The organism is Bacteroides sp. MSK.18.37, from assembly GCF_019129155.2.
GTDB classification, from domain to species: Bacteria; Bacteroidota; Bacteroidia; order Bacteroidales; family Bacteroidaceae; genus Bacteroides; species Bacteroides ovatus.
The window spans coordinates 6381218-6398326 of record NZ_JAHOIB020000001.1 but is presented as its reverse complement, the minus strand read 5'-3'; the positions used below and the strand labels follow the sequence as shown (position 1 = coordinate 6398326).

The following is a 17109-nucleotide window of genomic DNA, read 5'->3' as shown; positions in this document are numbered from 1 at the left end:
GTATTCCTGCAAGAAAAAGAGTAGCGTTATGTAATTGTAATGTTTGATTCATCATTGGTCTTTTTTGAATTTGGTGCAAAGATAGTTATTTATTGCATATTTTCAAAATAAATATGCAATAAATAAAGAGAAAGGAATATCCGGAACGAGATAGATGGTTGTAAAAAGTTGGTTATGTGCTCTTTCCCTTATAATTTATCCCAGTTCACAAGAATCTCTTTTAACTTTTGGGGCCTGTATCCGAGCATTGTCCGGGCTTTATCAATACTCATCCCACTGAAGCGGGGACGGGGAGTGCTTTCATTCATTTTTTCTGTGGTGGCAGGATGGATAAGAGAACGGTCGAGTTTCATATAATCTGCTACCTGGTAGGCAATCTCTGCAATGGTCATGCATTCATCGCCACAGATGTGGAAGATGCCATTCGCCGTATGTTCTATTAAACGTAGCACTCCATCCGAAACGTCTCCAACATAGGTTGGTGTCCGCCATTGATCGGATACGACACGTATTTCTTGTCCGGCTTTCAGACGGTTCATTACTAGCTGTACAATATTACCATGTTGTCCCGGTAGTGCCTTGCCATAAACGATTTCTACACGGACAATGGCATAACTGCTGCAAGTTTCTGTCACTCTCTCTTCTCCTTTCCATTTGGTATATCCGTAGTAGTTGATCGGGGCAGGGAGGTCTTTTTCTGTATATAACAGCCCGGCAGCTTCGTTTATCTTTCCATCAAAAACAAAGTCCGTAGATAAATGAATGAACCGGCTTTTGTATTCTTCGCATAAATCGGCCAGTTGGCCTACTGCGGTAACATTGGTAAGATAGGCTTCTTCATGATGCGTTTCGCAATAGTCCGGCACGGACAGAGCGGAGCAATTAATGACTACATCGGGTTGAACCTCTTTGAAGAGATGCCTAACGTCCGCTTCATTCCGTATATCTGTTTCGATGAAACGATAATCCTCCGCGTTATTGGGAAGAATATCCGGATGCAGGGAGCAGCCCGTCAGCTTGTATTGTTTACAAGCAGATAAATCATTTACAATCTGGCGTCCGGTGAATCCGTTGGCGCCGATAATTAATATCTTCTTCATAAGGTTCTATATATAGATGTTATAGATTATTTCTACAAAAATAAAAAATAATATCAACTACGCAAATAGATTTCGTACTTCCCTTCTTACTTTGCTCCCGATAACGAGATTTATATGAATTGATAAAAGAAAAGATGTATGGAAAAAGTAATTATGGGAACACGTTTACCCGCTAAACTTTGGTTGGATGAAGTAGAGGACTCTTGTATGTCGCAGATTATGGATTTGACTTCACTGCCTTTTGCATTTAAACATATTGCCATCATGCCTGATGCGCATGCGGGAAAAGGAATGCCTATTGGCGGTGTGTTGGCTACCAATGGCGTGATTGTTCCCAATGCTGTGGGAGTGGATATCGGTTGTGGTATGTGTGCGATTAAGACGAATCTAAAAGCGGAAGATTTTAGTTATACGGATTTGACTTCCATTATGTCGAAGATTCGTGCAGTTGTTCCTTTGGGATTCGATCATCAGAATAAAAAGCAGGATCAGGAATTGCTTCCGCAAGGATTCGACTTTGAAGAGATGCCTGTTTTGAAGAATCAGTACGAGGCTTGTTTGAAGCAGATAGGAACTCTGGGAGGTGGAAATCACTTTATTGAGATTCAAAAAGATACCGCAACGTCTGATGTTTGGGTGATGATTCACTCCGGAAGCCGTAACATTGGTTTGAAGGTTGCCAATCACTATAATAAGATTGCGCAATATTGGAATGAGAAATGGTATTCTAAAATGGTATCGGGACTAGCTTACCTGCCAATGGAGACACAGATGGCAAAGGATTATTTCCGTGAAATGAATTACTGTGTGGCCTTTGCCTTTGCCAACCGTCAGTTGATGATGACTCGTATTTGTGAAGCCATCCAGGCAGTGAAACCTGAAACGGACTTTGATCCTATGATTAATATTGCCCACAACTATGCAGCTTGGGAGAATCACTTCGATCAGGATGTGATTGTACACCGAAAAGGTGCTACGCGTGCCTATGAGGGCGAGATCGGTATTATCCCCGGATCTATGGGTACCAAGTCTTATATTGTTGAGGGACTGGGTAATCCGGAGAGTTTCAAAAGCTGTTCGCATGGTGCAGGTCGATTAATGGGAAGAAAGGATGCCTGTCGCCGTTTGTCACTGGATGAAGAGAAGGAGAGAATGGATCAGCAAGGTATCATTCACGGACTTCGTTCGCAGAACGAACTGGATGAAGCACCGGGAGCTTATAAAGATATTGCGCAAGTGATAGCGAATGAGCGGGACTTGGTGAAGCCGTTGGTGGAGCTGGCTCCAATGGCGGTGATTAAGGGATAATGTCATGCCATGTTTAAAGGAGTATCTAGCGTATGGACATAAAAAAAGGAGCAACGCCTTGCTCCAACCTTTGTTAACCTTAAATCTAATACTATGAAAAACACAATGCAAAGATACAGACTATTGCGAAATTAGCAAATAATCCAAGAAAAAAAGTATGTTTTATAACATTGATTAAGAATTGGTTTTCTCAATTCAATTTTTATTAAGAGATTTGACAGACCACATGTGAAGAATCAACTCTCTACCACCGTATGCTTCTTAGAGTAGATTTAATGAGTGGCAATATACCACGCTGTTTCGTTCTTTTTTGAAGCACCCGGATTAGTGCTTGGGTCGGAAATCGTGATTCCGGAGAAAGTATTGATATCAATTCTTTCTCCATAGTAGGAGGAAGAGATTGCTGTAAAATACTGTTTGGTATTCCTTTTAAAGGGTACAGTGCGTTTCAGCTGCTCGTTGAATTGTTCTAATAGATCCGGATCGGAACATAGTTTGGAAACGTAATCACCGTAATCAAAGAATATGGTAGGCGTATATCCGTCTAATCTTTGTAATTCGCCCGTTAATTCTTCGTTAAACGTATAACGCTGATTTATTTCTTTCATAATAGCCGCCAGGTTGTCCAATTCCGAGCAATCAGTAACACCGATTGTTCCGCAGGGAGTCACATAATTTGAATAAAAAGAATAGAAACCGTCACAGACCTTTTCGTAATCTATATTTCCGATTAAGTACTGGCCTATCTTGTCGTATGGCATCCCATAGGCCATTATTTCACTTGTAGAAGCTATCAAGTGGCTTGTTACGTTTTTAAGGTCATAGGCAACCTCTACCGTAGACATATAGCAGTCATCGAAAAGTATATATTCCATCTTTAGGCCCGCGTTCGAAATACCTCCGGCAAGCGTAGTAATATCAGTTTGATATTTCGTTTGTGTTCCTCCAAAAAAACGTGTCATCGGTGCATGTTCATACTCCCAGTGCTTTTTACTAATCTGCAAGCTGCTGCGTGAAACTGCTCTCGATACAGGTATCCATCCCATTCCGTGGCATCCGATAATCATTGCATATCGTTTGGCGGGAGCATAGGTTTGTACATCGTTCAAAATAGAAGTGATGCCCTCTGCAGTTGTATAGGTAGGATCCGGATAATCGTAGTTTTTTAAAGTCTTCTGTACACCTTTGCCATTCTCATAGACAAGTTCGGAGAGAGTGGCTTTGGTGGCCGATGTACATATAAATACGATCACCCGTTCATTCTTCAATATATTGTTTCCGATGATACTTTTCAAATCGGCAATGTTCTGATAGAAAAAAGAAGTGAGATTGTTCGACCAGGGTAGATACATGAACACCGTCTGTTCATTATTCGAACGAACAACAGGATCAGTCGGATCGGGATCTGTCGGATCAGTAGTTGAGTCATCCGTTTGCCTTGTAGTTGGAGAGGTAGAAACAGGATCCTCTTTCTCACATGAAATCATGCCAAAAGAAAGAAATAATACAAAGAGGATTGATTTCATCAGACGATAATATGGTTGCATTGTTTCCATTATTCTACAAGGATTAAATAATCTTTTTATATGTAACGTAAAAAGAGAACCTTTTGATCTGTCTTATCGAGACATAATTGACATCTCTCTTTTTGCAAAGTTATTGAAAAATAGCGTAATTCCTATATTATCATGAATAAGAAAAAGGAGAGAGCTTACGTATAGACATAAAAAAAGGAGCAACGCCTTGCTCCAACCTTTGTTAACCTTAAATCTAATACTATGAAAAACACATTGCAAAGATACGGACTATTGCGAAATTAGCAAATATTCCAAGAAAAAAAGTATGTTTCATAACATAGATTAAGAATTTGATATTCCAATTCAAATTTTATTAAGACTTTTTGATTGCTTTATCTTCCTCTAATCCCTTTGACATATACTTTCAATTAGGTATCCTGAAATCATTCGGAGAACAACCTGTGATTTTCTTAAATAACCGGCTGAAATACTGTGGATTCTGAAAACCCAGCTCTTGCGTTATCTGATTGATTGTTTTATCAGTATTCACCAACCAATCTTTGGCAATCTCGAAGCGTTTGAACTCGATATACTCTTTAAATGATTTCCCCGTTTCATACTTCAGTAAGTCGTTGAAATATTCAGGAGACAAATGAAGCAGGTTCGCACAATACTTATGTGAAAGTATATCGACAGTCGGTACCTGTTTCGTTTCAAAATGGTTATTTATGATTTTATCGAATTGTTTGATAATCGTTTTATTCGCTTCATTACGTGTAATGAATTGGCGTTCGTAGAAACGGATACAGTAATCCAGCAATAGTTCTATATACTTGGAAACTATCTTCTTGCTATGTCGGTCAATGCAACGTTCGAGTTCCTGGTTTATTTTATCCATAAACTCCAGAATGATTTGCTTCTCGCGCAAAGATATATGTAATGCTTCTTCAGGCAGATAAGAGAAGAAAGTATAGTTATGTATATTAAGTCCGAGCGGAGTGCCACAAATCAGATCGGGATGAAAAGCCAATATCCATCCTTTGGAAGGAAAATTCTTACTGTTTTCCTTCATATTGATAGACTCTCCGGGACTAAGGAAGAGCAAAGTACCATCCGAAAAATCATAATACTGGTGACCATACATATACGCTTCACATTTACACTCACTCAATAGAATCGTATAAAAGTCGAACTTGATGCCCGTATGAGCTGACAAGTCAGCCTTTGAGAGATCGATGACACTTACCAGCGGGTGTAGTGTCTTACTCCCCAGGCAACAATTGCATTGATGCACGGTTCCTATTTTGAGTACTTTATCTCCCATGATGTTGAGACTCCTGTATCTAAAATACGTCTAGTTTTTTTGTTTATATTCGTTCGGGGTGCAGCCGACATGCTTTTTAAATAACCGACTGAAGTGCTGTGGATATTGAAATCCCAGTTCATAAGCTACCTGGCTGACAGTTTGAACACCTTCCAGTATTCTTTCTTTGGCCAGTTCGATAATCCGGCACTGGATATATTCCTGTGCAGTTTTTCCGGTTTCCTTCTTTATCAGGTCCCCGAAATAATTAGGAGAGAGGCATGCCTTGTCTGCAAAGTATTTCACGGATGGCAGTCCTTCGGTCATTGCCACCTGATTTTGGAAATATTCGTCCAGTAATTGCTCGAATTTAACGACTATATCTTTATTCGCCTGATTGCGTGTAATGAACTGCCGTTCGTAGAAACGCATACAGTAATCCAATAGCAGTTCGATATTCCGTACGATAAGTTGCTTGCTATGCTTGTCGATAGTATGCTCCAGTTCGAGCCGGATTTTATGTATGCAATCGGTTACGATTTCTCTTTCCTGATCTGAAAGATGCAATGCCTCATTTACCTCGTAAGAGAAAAAAGTATAGTTTTTGATATTCTGTCCTAATGAAGTTCCACGGATTAAATCGGGGTGGAATAAAACCCCAATCGACTTGGTACGGGGAGCCGTTCGGTTACGGTTGTCTATTCCGCTCACTTGTCCCGGTGCCATACAGACAACCGTTCCTTCCTGATAATCGTAATTCTTACGTCCGTATGTGAGATCCCCGCATTTGGCATCTTTCAGGAACAGACAATAGAATCCGATGTTCATACGGATATACTCAACCGACTTGGTAGCTTTTGAGAAGTCGATTACATTAACTAAAGGGTGCAATGTCTCCAGTCCAAACAACTGGTCATACTGATCGACGGTTTCAATTTTTGTTATTTCATCCATATGCTTTGTTATTAATCTGATACAAAGATAAAACATTTGGAGGTATCTTTTTTATTTCATACCTCAAATCAGTAATAAGGGTACAAGAATCAGTAATCTGTATACTACATAAACTTGCGGGCGGAAAAATAAATGGCAATGATTGCTGGAAGTAAGTCATGGAATTGATATATTTGCTCCGGAGAATATAAAAAAACAGGTTTTATGAAAGCATTATTCATTGGAGGAACGGGTACTATCAGTACAGATGTAGTTGCATTGGCGCAACAGAGAGGGTGGGAGATTACTCTCCTTAACCGCGGCTCAAAAAAAATGCCGGAAGGAATTCACAGTATCATTGCGGATATTAATGATGAAGAAGCTGTGGCAAAAGCCATCGCACTTGAACATTACGATGTGGTTGCGCAATTCATCGGTTATACGGCAGAAGACGTAAAGCGTGATATCCGCCTGTTTCAGAATAAAACGCGGCAATACATCTTTATCAGCAGTGCCTCTGCCTATCAAAAGCCATTAACCGATTATCGCATTACCGAAAGCACCCCTCTGGTCAATCCCTACTGGCAGTATTCCAGAAACAAGATAGAAGCGGAAGAAGTATTGATGTCAGCCTACCGGACAAGTGGCTTTCCGGTGACCATCGTTCGTCCCAGCCATACCTATAACGGAACCAAACCTCCCGTAGCCGTACATGGAGATAAGGGAAACTGGCAGATTCTCAAACGGATTCTTGACGGAAAACCTGTCATTATTCCCGGTGATGGCTCCTCTTTGTGGACACTGACTCACTCCAAAGATTTTGCCAAAGGCTATGTCGGACTGATGGCGAATCCACATGCCATTGGGAACGCTTTTCATATCACTACCGATGAAAGTATGACTTGGAATCAGATTTACCAGACAATCGCCGATGCGTTAGGCAAACCTCTGAACGCATTGCACGTAGCATCCGATTTCCTTGCCAAACATAGCGATCATTATGATTTCAGGGGGGAACTCTTAGGAGATAAAGCGGCTACGGTTGTTTTCGATAATTCGAAGATAAAGCGGCTCGTCCCAGATTTTATATGCCATATCTCTATGGCGGACGGATTGCGGCAAGCTGTACATTATATGCTTTCTCATCCGGAAACTCAAACACCCGATCCGGAATTTGATTCGTGGTGTGACCGTATAGCCAATGCAATCAGTGCGGCAGACAAAGCCTTCTGATTTTCCTGATTTTAATAAGTACCTGCCACTAATTAATTGCTATTTTTTAGGCACGGATTACACGGATTAACGCGGTTATTTTTCAGCAATGATAACCCTAAAGACCGTGACATACGTGTAATCCGTGCCTAATTATTATTTAATAAGGAACATTTCTTCCTTGCTGCACCTCAATTCGTATTCCGAAATTACCATTGGCAGATTTCAGTTCGAACGCTCCCCGGAAATTATTCCTTTCCCAAGGCATAGCGCTACGGTTAGGCACCCGCCAGCCATCCTTGTTGTAATCTCCGTAAGTATTGATTCTCATTCCGTTTTTCAGTTTGAAAGATCCCATCTGCATAAACTGTGGAGAAGAAGACAATCCCCAACCATATCCGTATCCAAAACCGGCAAACCCGGAGTAAGAAGACGAAGAAAAAGAGTCGGTGAATCCTTGAGAATAGGTAATATCCGTGTTTAAACGAAAGAGCTGATTATAATCTTTCGTCATATTAGGCATATCTAAATTAAACTTGGGAAGTTCGGGAGTTGCTACGTTCATTAACCCCATATCCAGCAGAAAACCACCAAACTCTTTGATATTGGTAGATGGAGCACGACGAATACTATCGGAAGGAATTTCCGACTGTGCGGATGCAAAACCGACCGATAATATCAGCGAAAGAAATAGAATCAGTTTTTTCATCTTCGTAAAGGTTGATTTACCACAAAGATAGATAATTTCCACCTGACTATCCGCTTCCGTTATGTTTTCTTAGAAAAAAACTTATCTTTTCAATTTAATCACCGGATAAACGACAGGAGCCGTCTCCCATTTCCTTTTCATCGGGTTGTATGAGCGTTCCATACCTCCATGGAGTTCGATATAATCGTTGAACTTGATTTCAAGCATCATGCCATAACCGCTTTGCGGATAGATAGGAGTGAGATATCCCTGCGAAGCATTTCGTTCGCCATTCACAGAATATTCGCCGAAAGCCCGTATACGCAGAAATTTATTAATCCGGTAAGCGGCCGAACCGCTAAAACCAAAATCATTTCTGGCACCATGTTGGAAAGAAGGCATTGTGTACTTGGCACTGAACAGCCCACCTGAAAGCTCCCATCGTTCATTAGGGGCATACGTATAAATGGCACCTACCTGAATATGCGTCCCCATGGTAGGATACGTATTATGCAAACTATACGTACTTAAATAGCTGTTAGCATTGATCCCGAAAATATCCGACCGATTATAGTCACGGCTGAAGGGATCGAAAGAAGTACCCAGTCTGGGAGTAGGCCAGGGAGTATCCATAAATTCGGGAGGAGATATATGAAGCGTCATGCTATCCGTTTGAATGGTTGGCTTCCTGTCGTTCGGCGTTATATTCATATCGGGTAAGATGAAGCCCTCCTTATCCATATTTAATGGCTGCTTTTGCTCCGGTGGCAGAAGAACCGCACGGCCGATGCTATCCTTTTTTACTTCCACCTGTTGCGCAAATGCGGTACAGGTACAAAGTAAAAACATAAATCCTGTGAACTGTCTTTTATTCATGGCACTTTGCGGTGTTAAAGAGTTTAGTTGACAATCAGTTTATAACCGATTCCCCGTACATTGACAATACGTATCTGTTCATCTTGCGAGAGTTTATGCCGCAATTTGGTAATGAACACATGCAAGCTTCGGGAATTGAAAAAACTGTCGTCTCCCCAAAGTTCGAGCAAGACATCCTGCGTGTTGACCACCTGATTCCGGTTTTCGCAAAGCCGTTTCAAGATTTCCGATTCACGATGAGAGAGTTCCTGTCTCGTTCCTGCGTGTAATAAAGTTTGTGCAACAGGATCAAACAGATAACTTCCTATCTCAAAATGATTGGCAACCTTATTCTCTGTGAAGAGAAAAGCCTTTCCCATCAGTGCTTTGATTCGGATAATCAGCTCTTGTATACCGAAAGGTTTTTTCAGGTAATCATTCGCTCCGAGTTCAAACCCCTCCACCACATCATTGATGGCCGAACGGGCAGTCAGGAATAAGACAGGAGTCTGTTTATCCGTCTGGCGGATGCGACGTACCATTTCAAAGCCATCCATTTTCGGCATCATCACATCGGCTACAAGTACATCCGGATGAAGTTCGAAGAAAAGGCTTAGTCCTTCCTCACCGTCATTCGCCGTATGAATGATAAAATCATTTTCTTCAAGTGTATCCTTGATAATCATGGCGAGCGTCTGTTCGTCTTCTACCAGTAATACGGTAATTTTGTTTTTACTCATGATTTTATGGGTTTATAAAGTAATGGTAAAAGTGCTTCCTTTGTCCGGTTCACTTTTTACGGTGATAGTTCCTCCATGTTTTTCGACCATACTCTTGACATAGAACAGTCCTAGTCCGTAACCTTTTATATTATGAAGATTACCCGTCGGGACCCGGTAGAATTTATCAAATATGTGCTTTTGTTTATCAAGTGGAATCCCGATTCCCCGGTCGGTAACGCTGACGGTTACTGTCCCCCCAGTCTGTCGGCAGGAAATAGACAATTCGGCTTCCTCCTTCGAGTATTTCACTGCATTATCTATCAGGTTACTGATGATGTTGCTGAAATGCGTGCGGTCGGCTACAATGACAAGCGTTTCCGGTTTAATATCCAATTCGATATGTACAGGCTTGTCCGCTTTTAGCTGGTGCTGCTCCATGAGCGGAGTAATCAGCTCTTTCAGGTTGATTTCCTCCGGATGCAAACGAAACGTTTTGCGACGCTCCATTCCCATGGATAAAATCTGTTCCACCAGCCCGCTAAGCCTTTGCAACTGCTCCTGACTGATGCGTAGATACTGGTCGCGCTTGCTTTTCTCTTCCGCCTGGTTAAAGTTCAGTAATGCGTCATTAGCCGCATAGGCTACGGCAATGGGAGTCTTTAATTCGTGCGTGATATTATTGGTAAAATCACTTTTCATTTCATCCAGCGTTTTCTGTTTCAGAAGCGTCCGGATAAGGAACCAGAAAGAGAATCCGAGAATCAGAAGAATTACAAATGAAGTGACCAGAATACCTGTCATCTGCTTTAACACCAATGAATTGATCGGCTCGAACACCAGTTGGTAGCGTTGGCTGTGATGCATATTAAATTCATAGTCATAGCGGATTGCCTTGGGACTGGGAATATAACTGCTATCTCCCGCAATACCTAATGTATCGGTATATACAATGGAAGAATCGGCACTGATTCCGGTATAAATCAAAAGAGTGTGATGAGGAATAGAGAGATTATGCTCTTTCATCACATGGGTGAGCAAACTGTCATATCGCTGCAGGTTGACATCTATATAAGTGTCCACACCCGAATGAATACCCTGCTGAATACTCATTAACAGCTCCTTTAGCGAATCTTGCTTTTTCAATAACACATCCAGCCCGTTCTCGCTACTTGCAACAGGTGTAGAATCTTCCGGAGCGTTACCAACGGCCTTTACCGTATCCGTAGTAGTTTCTGTCCGGGAGTGTATCGTATCCTGACGGCTACTATCCGTATAAGAAATCGTTTGTTTAGTCACTAATGAATTGCCGTCCGCATCATATCCGGCTGATACCGTCAGCGAACCGTGTTCCACATTATCTTTTTGCAAATCATTTACCCGGAGCACGACCTCGTTAAAGTCACTCGTCCGCATCGCATCTCTGATATTGCTCTCCATTTCCATTTTCATAGACCGGTAAAGCCCTGTCAACCAATAAGCTTGATAAACAAAGATTCCGATTAATGAGCAGATAACCAGTATGACAATATGTTTTAGTGGTAATTTCATACTGACAAAGATAATAGGAAACTATTCTTATTCTTCTCTTTGATAAGACTAAATAACACTAGATAAGCCAGTGATAACGCAAATTTCCATTTTTTCTACCGTATTTTGTCGTATTCCAAAAATAAAGACGAAATGAAACGGATTAATTTACTATTTATGTCTCTTCTATGTGTGTGGATATCCGCTACAGCACAAGTCGGACAACAGTCACAGGAACCTGTCGACAGTATCAAGAATATAGGTTATATGGATAGTTTGTTTCAGGAACTGCCCGAAGTGATGATTATAGGTGAACGCCCTATCGTGAAAGCCGAACAAGGCAAACTCGTGTATGACGTGCCGAGACTGGTGGGCAACCTGCCTGTGGATAATGCCTATGATGTTGTGAAAAATCTTCCGGGTATAGTAAATATGAATAATAGTCTGATGTTGGGAGGACAGGAGGTAACTGTTGTCATCAACGGAAAAGTGACCACTCTGTCTGCCGAACAATTGGATGCTTTATTAAAATCGATTCCTGTCAGCCGGATTGAAAAGGCGGAAGTGATGTATTCCGCTCCGGCACGCTATCAGGTACGCGGACCGATGATTAACCTGATATTAGCACCCGGCACAGGACAAGCATCTTCCCTTCAAGGAGAACTCTATACAGCTTTTAACCAACATCACTACGAATCTTTGGCAGAACGTGGAAGTCTTCTGTACTCCGGACGTAAATTCTCTGCAGATCTTCTTTACTCTTACTCTTATGATCGTGACCGAAGGATTACGGAGAAAGAAGCACTTCACACATTAGCCGATGGTTCAGCGCATCAGATGGATATGGATGAAATAATGACTTCCCGTACCAACAGTCATCAGATACGTCTCGGAATGGATTACTCTCTAGCAGAAGATCATCTGTTAAGCCTGGTCTACACAACAGCTTTTACCGATTCCAAACATTATTCCATAGCTACCGGTGCGCAAAACTCTGTTACCGATTCACAGGGAGACAGCCAGCTCCATAACGCAAAGTTAGATTATCAAACCCCTTTCGGGCTGAAAGCTGGAGTGGCATTTACATCCTATCATTCTCCCGGCAGCCAATTATTATATAGCACGATGGGAACAGAGACAATGAATTTCTTAAGCCGCGATAAACAACAAATCAATCAATGGCGTTTTTATGCCGGGCAAGAACATACCTTAGGCAAAGGGTGGGGATTGAATTATGGTATGGCTTACACGACCGCCTTAGACCATAGTTACCAGAAATATTACGATCCTGAAACAGACCACTTACTGCCGGATAATAATATGGCCTCCCGCCGTCGCGAACAAACCCTGAATGTTTATGCAGGACTGAATAAGAGCTTTGGCGATAAACTCTCGGCCGATGTTTCCCTGGCAGCAGAGCAATATCATACAGATATCTGGAATGGATGGAGCCTCTATCCGGTAGCTAATCTGACTTATATGCCTGCCGCCGGACATGTCCTGCAACTCTCATTGAGTAGTGATAAGGAATATCCTGAATACTGGAGCGTGCAGAACTCTATTTCTTACATGGGAGCCTATTCTGAAATTCAAGGTAATCCCTATCTTAAACCTGCAACGAACTATGAAACGAGTTTCACTTATATATTGAAAAGCAAGTACGTCTTTTCTGCCTTTTATAGCTATACAAAAAACAACGAAATGCAAACCCTTTACCAGTCACCTGAACGTTTGGTGGAGATTTACAAGCTCTTCAACTTTGATTTTTCATCGCAGGCCGGATTAATGATGACAGTTCCCTTCAAGGTAAAAAAATGGCTGGACTCCCGTATTACAGCCATCGGCTTTCGCTATCGCCAAAAAGACAGTGATTTTTGGGATATCCCGTTTGACCGTAAACTATATACATTTGTGTTGACGATGAACAACACCTTTACCCTTTCCACAAAACCCGACTTAAAATTCACTTTGACCGGATTCTATCAAAATAGAGCCATCCAGGGTATTTTCGATCTTCCCCGTTCGGGAAACCTGGATGCGGCACTTCGTTACACCTTTGCAAAAGGAAAAGCACAACTAACCTTGAAGTGTGATGATATATTCAACACTTCTACCGTTTCGACACAAGTTCGCTACGGATTGCAGAATGTAAAGAACCATTATATGCGGACCACCCGTACATTCGGCGTTTCGTTTAACTATAAGTTTGGGGGATACAAAGAGAAGAAAAGGGAAGAAGTAGATACCTCCCGTTTTAAATAAACGCTAATTAATTTTTAGACATAAGAGCGAGAAAAATTTCAGACATAAGAACAAAAGAACATAAATGCTGCGCTTTGAAAATTATTTCTGTTGTTTATTTAACTGCTATTTTATTTTTTGTTCTTATGTTCTTCTGTCTGAATTAAATTCTCATTTATAAAATGAACTACTTAGTTCATTCTTTTGATGCTTTCCATGTTTGGGCATATTCTTCCAACACACACTTGATGCTTTGTCCGATTTTCACATAATCGGCCTCATTCAAATTGGCTAGTGACACACGCACACTCCATTTCGGTCCGGCAAAGCCACCACCATTCAACAGAACGAGTGAAGTTTCGTTTGCCAGGCGGAAAACCACATCCAATGGATTGTAGGTCTTTTGCAGATAAGTAACGAAGTCATCCCCATAGAATTTCTTCGCCCATACCAGCATATCAATCTCCGAATAATATCCGGCACGCAGCGGATCTTCTACCAGTGTGAAACCTGTATTATCCCACAATGCATGCAGGCGGCGATGAATAATTTCCTGCATCTTGGCTTTATAACTGTCCTCTTTATCCAAAAGCGAGAAGAGGGCAAACAAACTCATCTGTATCTGTTGGGGCAGGGAAAGCCCTGCAGTATGATTCAGCGCAATTTGTCGGCTGTCAGCCACCATGCGGTCAATAAATTTCATCTTTTCCGGTTGCAGGCTAAGGCTGGAATAACGTTTGTTTAATATTGATTTCTGCTCCTCCGACAGGCGGGCAATCATTTTGTCGTAGATGTTGTCTTCGTGTAGAGCGATCACAGCGGTTCTCCATCCTGTAGCTCCGAAATATTTGGAGAACGAATAAACGCAAAGCGTATTGTGCGGCAACTCTGCCATCAATGAACGGAAATGAGGAATAAACGTTCCGTACACATCATCCGTGATAATCATCAGGTTCGGATTATCATTCTTCACAATGTTGATGATACGTTCGGTAGTCTCTTTGCTAAGTGCATAGCTGGGCGGGTTGCTCGGATTGGTGATAAACAACGCTTTGATCCGCGGATCTTTCAGCTTGTCTATATCTTCATCCTTATACTGCCAGGTATGTAAACCGTCAGGAGTCATCTGGTCGGCAGAAATTTCGGTAACGTCGAACTGATAGCGTCGCAGTTCCGGGATTTCTATATAAGGAGTGAACACAGGAACCATCAAAGCAATAGCATCCCCCTGGTTCAACAGGAAATTCTCTTGCAAAGAATCGAACAGATAACACATGGCTGCTGTACCTCCTTCAGTCGCGAAAAGGTCAAAAGTTCCTTTCGGCGGACGGCGGTCACACATCTCTTGCGCCAGGTAATCCTGTACGATTAACTCCGTAAAATGTAAAATACGGTCGGGCACAGGATACTGGTCGCCAATCACCGATTCCGCCCATTCGTGAATAAGCGTATCCGGATCGGCAGCATGTTCCATCAGCATATAATTATAGCCCTCTTTCAACAGGTTAGCACCGGGAGCTTTCTCGTTTTCTTTCAGGAAAGCCTCGAAACGGGCAGCAATTCCCGCCTTTTGCGGAATACCTGCTATTCCTTCTTCCAGTGAAAACGCATGACGACATTCGCAAAGGCCGAATTGTCCCAGCAGAAAAAAGGCTTCGCGTGGTTCGGTAGCAATCCAGTTCGGGTTACCTCTTCCGGCATTCAACATGGTATGTGCTATCTTCTTGATACTTTCATCTGCCATATTGATCAGTTTGTTTTTCAGCTCGAACGGGCTGATCGTTTCCATTTTCTTGGCATAACTTTTGGTAATGGCAGGGTTATTTGTTTTCTTTTCCATAATGATATTTATTTATATAGTTTTACATAAGTAGTACGATGACAACTCCCCAGATAATCAGGAGCGTATTGCCGACTGCATACGTCACCGTATATCCTAATGCCGGTGTGTCGCTTTCCACTGCATCCTGAATAGCTCCCAATGCAGCTGTTGTAGTACGTGCTCCTGCCGTACATCCCAATGACAGGGCAGGGTGGAATTTGAACAAGTATCTCGCCATCAGCAATCCGGCGAGGAGAGGAATGGCCGTTGCCAATGCGCCGACGATAAACAGACTGACGCCTACTTCCTTGAATCCGGCAATGAAACTGGGACCTGCGGCGATACCGACCACTGCGATAAACATATTCAGTCCTACATTATTCAATACCCATAAAGAAGGTTCGGGGATACCTCCGAAAGTAGGATGCTTGCTGCGTAGCCAACCGAACAGAAGTCCGGCTATCAATGCGCCGCCACTGGTAGAAAGACTGATAGGAACACCTCCCAGATGAATAGCCAGTGCACCGAAAAGACCACCGAGCAAAATACCCAATCCAACGAAGATCATATCCGTCTGGTTGGTAGGCCGGTCAATATAGCCCATTTGTTTGGCAGCACTTTCCACTTCATGTTTAAGACCGGTAAGTTCGAGAATATCTCCCGAATCTACAATCGTTTTAGGCAATACCGGAACATTGATTCCGGCACGTTTGATATTCCGGATACTAACCCCGTGCATAAACTTCTGCGCCCTGATTTTGGAAACCGTTTCTCCGGCAAAAGTCCGGTGGGTCACCATTACAGGAAGAGTTTCTGCAGGGAAGTCGAGTAATTGTGCATCAATCACTTCCGGACCGATCCAGTCTTCTTCTCCAATCACAAATTCACGGCGTCCGCTAAGTACCACTTCGTCATTCTTATGAAGAATCAGGTTCGGATCTACTTCCTTCACCACTCTTTTTTGACGAATCCGTTCTACAAACAGCCGTTTATCATTTTTACATAGATAAGCTTCGAGTTCACTGACTTTCTTTCCTTTGTCAAACCATTCATTGGTGATTTTATAAGCACGGAACACAACCGGACGAAGAGCCGGGGAAAATCCGGGTTCGTCAGCTTCCGATGTTCCCATTTGAGCCTCCAATTCCTTGCAGTCGGCCTTCACCTTATCCAGTCCACCCAGCATTTTAGGGCCGAGAGAAGCCAGAATCCACGCCGAACCGGCCGTTCCGAAAATATAAGTTACGGCATACGCTACCGGAATTGCATTGATGAACGTGGCTTTCTGTGCATCGCTGATTCCCAGCTGGTTGATCGTATCGCTTGCCACGCCGATAACGGCGGATATTGTTTGTGAGCCTGCCAACAGTCCGGCAGCTTCTCCTACATGATATCCCATGATTTTGGCCAGTATCCACGGGGCTACCAGACTGACAATACACATCAGTACGGCAAATCCCACTTGTGGCAGGCCGTCTTTCTTCAATCCGCGGAAAAACTGCGGACCTACCTTATAGCCAACGGCAAATAAGAAAAGCAGAAAGAACACAGCTTTCATCGGACCATCTACAGTGATATTCAGTTGTCCGACCAATACTCCGACCAGAAGAACGCTGGTGACTGTCCCCAAGGAGAATTTCCCTATTTTGAGTCTGCCAAGCCAGAACCCGGCAAAGAGCGTCAGGAAAATAGCAAGTTCAGGATGTACCCTTAGTTGATTAATAATCCATTCCATAATTAAGTTGTTGTTTTAGGTTATGTCATTTACAACAGTTATAGCGTAAAAAGAGTTTGTTGTGTTATGAAAAATAGAGATATAATATCCGTCGAACTTTAAATTTCTCTATTTCGCTTTTTTGTTATACTTTTGTTCCTTCAAAA

The 17109-nt window shown here is 42.3% G+C and carries 13 protein-coding genes; 3 read left to right on the top strand and 10 right to left on the bottom strand.

Annotated elements, in window-relative coordinates; translation table 11 throughout:
• Nucleotides 1–188: 188 nt before the first annotated feature.
• Complete coding sequence (locus tag KSX81_RS24790) at nucleotides 189–1100, bottom strand: SDR family oxidoreductase (RefSeq protein WP_004295770.1); 912 nt, start codon at nucleotides 1098–1100, stop codon at nucleotides 189–191.
• A 138-nt stretch (nucleotides 1101–1238) separates the two neighbouring features.
• On the opposite strand from KSX81_RS24790, the gene KSX81_RS24785 reads away from it, so the two are divergent.
• Nucleotides 1239–2408: an RtcB family protein gene (locus tag KSX81_RS24785; RefSeq protein ID WP_004295771.1), complete on the top strand. Its 1170-nt coding sequence runs from the start codon at nucleotides 1239–1241 to the stop codon at nucleotides 2406–2408.
• 272 nt (nucleotides 2409–2680) lie between these two features.
• Here the strand turns inward: KSX81_RS24785 and KSX81_RS24780 are convergent, their stop codons facing one another.
• The 3 genes from KSX81_RS24780 to KSX81_RS24770 all read right to left on the bottom strand — a co-directional run bounded on the left by KSX81_RS24780 (nucleotide 2681) and on the right by KSX81_RS24770 (nucleotide 6182).
• Nucleotides 2681–3964: a clostripain-related cysteine peptidase gene (locus KSX81_RS24780; RefSeq protein ID WP_004295772.1), complete on the bottom strand. Its 1284-nt coding sequence runs from the start codon at nucleotides 3962–3964 to the stop codon at nucleotides 2681–2683.
• A gap of 385 nt (nucleotides 3965–4349) precedes the next feature.
• On the bottom strand, nucleotides 4350–5249 hold the full coding sequence (locus KSX81_RS24775; RefSeq protein WP_004295774.1) for a helix-turn-helix domain-containing protein: 900 nt from the start codon (nucleotides 5247–5249) through the stop codon (nucleotides 4350–4352).
• Nucleotides 5250–5279: 30 nt separating this feature from the next.
• Nucleotides 5280–6182 carry a helix-turn-helix domain-containing protein gene (locus tag KSX81_RS24770; protein ID WP_004295775.1) on the bottom strand — a complete coding sequence of 301 codons (903 nt, stop codon included), beginning with the start codon at nucleotides 6180–6182 and terminating at the stop codon, nucleotides 5280–5282.
• A gap of 204 nt (nucleotides 6183–6386) precedes the next feature.
• Here KSX81_RS24770 and KSX81_RS24765 point away from each other — a divergent pair, with 204 nt between their 5' ends.
• Entirely contained in the window at nucleotides 6387–7394 is a 1008-nt protein-coding gene (locus KSX81_RS24765; protein WP_004295777.1) for an SDR family oxidoreductase, read from the top strand.
• A gap of 139 nt (nucleotides 7395–7533) precedes the next feature.
• Here the strand turns inward: KSX81_RS24765 and KSX81_RS24760 are convergent, their stop codons facing one another.
• The 4 genes from KSX81_RS24760 to KSX81_RS24745 form a co-directional block, all read right to left on the bottom strand.
• Nucleotides 7534–8082 (bottom strand): hypothetical protein, encoded by a 549-nt coding sequence (locus tag KSX81_RS24760; protein ID WP_004295778.1) that lies wholly within the window; start codon nucleotides 8080–8082, stop codon nucleotides 7534–7536.
• Nucleotides 8083–8163: 81 nt separating this feature from the next.
• Nucleotides 8164–8937 (bottom strand): hypothetical protein, encoded by a 774-nt coding sequence (locus tag KSX81_RS24755; RefSeq protein ID WP_004295779.1) that lies wholly within the window; start codon nucleotides 8935–8937, stop codon nucleotides 8164–8166.
• Between the two features lie 23 nt (nucleotides 8938–8960).
• On the bottom strand, nucleotides 8961–9656 hold the full coding sequence (locus KSX81_RS24750; RefSeq protein WP_004295780.1) for a response regulator transcription factor: 696 nt from the start codon (nucleotides 9654–9656) through the stop codon (nucleotides 8961–8963).
• A 12-nt stretch (nucleotides 9657–9668) separates the two neighbouring features.
• Nucleotides 9669–11186 (bottom strand): sensor histidine kinase, encoded by a 1518-nt coding sequence (locus KSX81_RS24745; RefSeq protein ID WP_217725583.1) that lies wholly within the window; start codon nucleotides 11184–11186, stop codon nucleotides 9669–9671.
• A gap of 132 nt (nucleotides 11187–11318) precedes the next feature.
• On the opposite strand from KSX81_RS24745, the gene KSX81_RS24740 reads away from it, so the two are divergent.
• Entirely contained in the window at nucleotides 11319–13427 is a 2109-nt protein-coding gene (locus tag KSX81_RS24740; protein WP_004295782.1) for an outer membrane beta-barrel family protein, read from the top strand.
• Nucleotides 13428–13602: 175 nt separating this feature from the next.
• Here KSX81_RS24740 and aspD read toward each other — a convergent pair whose 3' ends face one another.
• Together aspD and aspT are read right to left on the bottom strand one after the other, a co-directional pair.
• Entirely contained in the window at nucleotides 13603–15246 is a 1644-nt protein-coding gene (gene aspD, locus KSX81_RS24735; protein ID WP_004295783.1) for an aspartate 4-decarboxylase, read from the bottom strand.
• 22 nt (nucleotides 15247–15268) lie between these two features.
• Nucleotides 15269–16963 carry an aspartate-alanine antiporter gene (gene aspT / locus KSX81_RS24730; RefSeq protein ID WP_004295784.1) on the bottom strand — a complete coding sequence of 565 codons (1695 nt, stop codon included), beginning with the start codon at nucleotides 16961–16963 and terminating at the stop codon, nucleotides 15269–15271.
• Nucleotides 16964–17109: the final 146 nt, after the last annotated feature.

Excerpts from the sequence above, each read along its gene's own strand:
- KSX81_RS24790 (WP_004295770.1), bottom strand. The coding sequence starts at position 1,100 with ATGAAGAAGATATTAATTATCGGCGCCAACGGATTCACCGGACGCCAG.
- KSX81_RS24785 (WP_004295771.1), top strand. The coding sequence starts at position 1,239 with ATGGAAAAAGTAATTATGGGAACACGTTTACCCGCTAAACTTTGGTTG.
- KSX81_RS24780 (WP_004295772.1), bottom strand. The coding sequence starts at position 3,964 with ATGGAAACAATGCAACCATATTATCGTCTGATGAAATCAATCCTCTTT.
- KSX81_RS24775 (WP_004295774.1), bottom strand. The coding sequence starts at position 5,249 with ATGGGAGATAAAGTACTCAAAATAGGAACCGTGCATCAATGCAATTGT.
- KSX81_RS24770 (WP_004295775.1), bottom strand. The coding sequence starts at position 6,182 with ATGGATGAAATAACAAAAATTGAAACCGTCGATCAGTATGACCAGTTG.
- KSX81_RS24765 (WP_004295777.1), top strand. The coding sequence starts at position 6,387 with ATGAAAGCATTATTCATTGGAGGAACGGGTACTATCAGTACAGATGTA.
- KSX81_RS24760 (WP_004295778.1), bottom strand. The coding sequence starts at position 8,082 with ATGAAAAAACTGATTCTATTTCTTTCGCTGATATTATCGGTCGGTTTT.
- KSX81_RS24755 (WP_004295779.1), bottom strand. The coding sequence starts at position 8,937 with ATGAATAAAAGACAGTTCACAGGATTTATGTTTTTACTTTGTACCTGT.
- KSX81_RS24750 (WP_004295780.1), bottom strand. The coding sequence starts at position 9,656 with ATGAGTAAAAACAAAATTACCGTATTACTGGTAGAAGACGAACAGACG.
- KSX81_RS24745 (WP_217725583.1), bottom strand. The coding sequence starts at position 11,186 with ATGAAATTACCACTAAAACATATTGTCATACTGGTTATCTGCTCATTA.
- KSX81_RS24740 (WP_004295782.1), top strand. The coding sequence starts at position 11,319 with ATGAAACGGATTAATTTACTATTTATGTCTCTTCTATGTGTGTGGATA.
- aspD (WP_004295783.1), bottom strand. The coding sequence starts at position 15,246 with ATGGAAAAGAAAACAAATAACCCTGCCATTACCAAAAGTTATGCCAAG.
- aspT (WP_004295784.1), bottom strand. The coding sequence starts at position 16,963 with ATGGAATGGATTATTAATCAACTAAGGGTACATCCTGAACTTGCTATT.